This is a genomic window from Novipirellula sp. (assembly GCF_041583735.1).
Taxonomy (GTDB): domain Bacteria; phylum Planctomycetota; class Planctomycetia; order Pirellulales; family Pirellulaceae; genus Novipirellula.
The window spans coordinates 1-2,839 of sequence record NZ_JBFHFD010000880.1 but is presented as its reverse complement, the minus strand read 5'-3'; the positions used below and the strand labels follow the sequence as shown (position 1 = coordinate 2,839).

The 2,839-nt window shown below is 54.0% G+C and carries 3 protein-coding genes and 1 rRNA gene; 2 read left to right on the top strand and 2 right to left on the bottom strand.

From position 1 onward, the window contains the following. Positions 1–134: ribosomal RNA gene (locus ABX962_RS34095) — 16S ribosomal RNA — on the top strand; the annotation flags it as partial. 336 nt (positions 135–470) lie between these two features. Here ABX962_RS34095 and ABX962_RS34090 read toward each other — a convergent pair. After that, positions 471–1,061, bottom strand: coding sequence for a hypothetical protein (locus ABX962_RS34090; protein WP_372726126.1), 591 nt, complete (start codon positions 1,059–1,061; stop codon positions 471–473). A gap of 408 nt (positions 1,062–1,469) precedes the next feature. Here ABX962_RS34090 and ABX962_RS34085 point away from each other — a divergent pair, with 408 nt between their 5' ends. Further along, a complete protein-coding gene (locus ABX962_RS34085; RefSeq protein ID WP_372726125.1) occupies positions 1,470–2,195 on the top strand; it encodes a platelet-activating factor acetylhydrolase IB subunit in 726 nt (241 codons plus the stop codon). A 17-nt stretch (positions 2,196–2,212) separates the two neighbouring features. On the opposite strand, the gene ABX962_RS34080 is transcribed toward ABX962_RS34085, so the two are convergent. Beyond that, positions 2,213–2,605, bottom strand: coding sequence for a CoA-binding protein (locus tag ABX962_RS34080; RefSeq protein WP_372726124.1), 393 nt, complete (start codon positions 2,603–2,605; stop codon positions 2,213–2,215). Positions 2,606–2,839 lie beyond the last annotated feature (234 nt).

Sequence of the window (2,839 nt, the reverse complement as noted above, 5' to 3'; positions counted from 1 at the left end):
CCACGAAAGTTGGGAGGGCCCGAAGTCGCCAAGCTAACTCGCAAGAGAGGCAGGCGCCGAAGGTCAGCTCGACAATTGGGACTAAGTCGTAACAAGGTAGCCGTAGGGGAACCTGCGGCTGGATCACCTCCTTTCTAAGGAATTTAGAAATGGATTGGCCTCAGCTTGCTGAGTGTCATCCACTTTGTGAAAATGTCCTCCAATCTAACTCAACAGAATTCAGATCTTCGGATCTGTGTCATCACCAAAAAATCAAACGAAGACCCACTCAGGCCCGTCGCCAGCCTGAGTGGGTTTTTTCGTGCGCGCACATCATCGCATTGAATGTGGTCTTAGCAAAAGTCGCCAAGGCTTTTGTGGCTCGAAATTGGTCGCTGTAATGTCCCCGCCCGAAAGGTTGCAGTGAAGACTAACGCACCAATTCGGCATCCATGACTCGACGTCACCGGCTCAGCCAAGGTTAGCTAGATTTAGTTTGGGGTTTGCTTGGAGCCCGGTTCGAGCTGCTTTCGCGTGCTGCCGAGTTGGTCTTCGCATTCGGGACAGACGGTATAGCGAAGTTCCGGGACGGTTTGTTTCCGGTACAGCCGCAGCTTGATCGCAATGTTCTCCATCTCGAGCCATCCGGAAGGCTCGATGAGTGAGCGTTTGCAAAAACTGCACATGGTTAGAAATGCGGCTGATCGTTGCTGGACAGGATCCAGCATGGCGAGTCGTCGGCTGGCCACCGCTCTTAGCAACACGCTCTCGTATGCCAGTTGCTTGTCGTCGTTCAGGGTGATCGTGAGCTGCATGTACCGTCGCAGCGTGGGTGAATCGCAGCGAAATGGCACGGTGATCGGATTGCCCGTCACCCGTACGAAATGATGGATTTCTTTGTACAGCTTTTGAGTCGGGTAGTCGGCAATAAAGCTCCACAGCGATTTTCCAATCACGGATGCTTCATCTAGATCGAGAGAGTTGTTTTCTTTGGCAAACGCCAGCCACCACTCGTCGACGGCGATGATCGTGTCCGATGCGTCGACGCGGTAGCGATAGATGTGAGAGGTTTGAATGACCACCCTACTAATTCCCAAAACTCGCGGATCGCCAAGTGACTTAGCTCGGATCCGATTAATGGTAACACTGTTTGAGCCGGAGTTGCCAGGAAATCGCTGCCGCGACCCCGCTTGTTGGGTGTTTCTTTGCCCCGAGGGCGCAATCGGGCCGTAAAGCGGTCATTAGACTTGCTCATAGTTCGCTTGATTGCCCATCTTTGCAACAATGTTTCTCAGAGGGCCGCGAAATTTGCAGCGGGAACGGGGGCTCGAAGGCAGGGAAGGATCGCGTCAAGAATCATTGCATGCACTTTTGCTGGCTTTTTTTGCGAGTAGAAAATGACGTTGCTATCACCGCGTTGTCTTCCGTGATGGACTATGATATCGCTCGATATTCCCCTCCCCGTTTCCTCAACAATCGAGAGAATTACGATGCAAATTTGCCGTCGATCCCTTGTGAAGACGCTGTTTCTAGCAGCCGTTTTGGCTTCCCCCGTTCACGCTCAAGAGACGTTGGTTGAGCATGATGCGATCAAGCCGGTCCCGCGCGACAGTCGCTGGATGAAACGCCACGAATCGATGAACGAACGAGTTAAGCAAGGCAATGTCGACCTTGTGTTTATTGGGGATTCAATCACCCAGGGCTGGGAAGGCAACGGTAAGAACGTGTGGGCTAAATACTACGGCGATCGGAATGCGGTGAATTTGGGAATCGGCGGCGATCGCACTCAACACGTGATCTGGCGACTCGATAACGGCAATCTCGAAGGTATCTCGCCCAAAGTCGCTGTGATCATGATTGGCACGAACAATTCAGGCAGCAACTCGCCCGAGCAAATCGCCGAGGGGGTGACTGCGATCGTTCGCCAACTGCAGCAAAAAACGCCTAATACCGAGATCTTGCTATTGGGAACATTCCCGCGGGGGGCGGATCCATCGGACCAAAAGCGTCAAGTGAACGAGAAGAGCAACGAGATTGTCGCGAAGCTTGCTGCCGACGATAATGTTCACTACTTGGATATTGGTGACAAGTTTCTCAGTGACGAGGGGAAATTGTCCAAAGAGATCATGCCTGACCTGCTGCACCTTAGCGAGCAGGGATACACGATCTGGGCTGAGTCGATCGAGCCAACCGTGAAAAAGTTGATGGCCCAGTAGGTCGGCTTCGGACGCTGTCACTCGCGTGCCAGTAGTACCAGCACGCAGCTACCGTCATCTATGACATTGATTCCGGCGTCGCGGGCCGCTTGGCTTGCTTGAGCGTCTTCGGCGCCCGGTTGCATCCAAATATTTTTGACGCCTGCTGCTACCGCATCGGCAACCACTTGCCGGGTTACTTCCGGGGGCGTGATGATCGACAGCGACTCGGGGACGATTGGCAAATCCGCGATTCGCGGGTACGCCTTGTGTCCCTCGATCTCTTCGCTGATCGGGTTCAGTGGATAGACCTCGCGGCCTGAATCGAGCAGCGCACGAAACACCTTGTTGCCATATTTGTGCCGCCGCGTCGAGGCACCGGCGACGGCAAACGTGGGGGCCGTTAAAAACGCTTCGATCGGTTGAGACATCGCCTTTTCCAGATGAAAAAGAGTTCAAAAGTTTAGTGCCGCTCGTTCAGCGGGGCTCGGTGACGCGATTCGAATCAGGTATTTGCCGCGTAGGCTTTGGCCATCACGACGTTTGTCTCACGACCTTCGTTTCCGTCAACGCGAGGGGGGCGATCGTTGCGTATCGCATCGGCGAAATCGGCGATCAGCGGTTCGCAAAAATTGGCCGCGGGTGGCAACGTTTCGATGGTTTCT

Excerpts from the sequence above, each read along its gene's own strand:
- ABX962_RS34085 (WP_372726125.1), top strand. The coding sequence starts at position 1,470 with ATGCAAATTTGCCGTCGATCCCTTGTGAAGACGCTGTTTCTAGCAGCC.
- ABX962_RS34080 (WP_372726124.1), bottom strand. The coding sequence starts at position 2,605 with ATGTCTCAACCGATCGAAGCGTTTTTAACGGCCCCCACGTTTGCCGTC.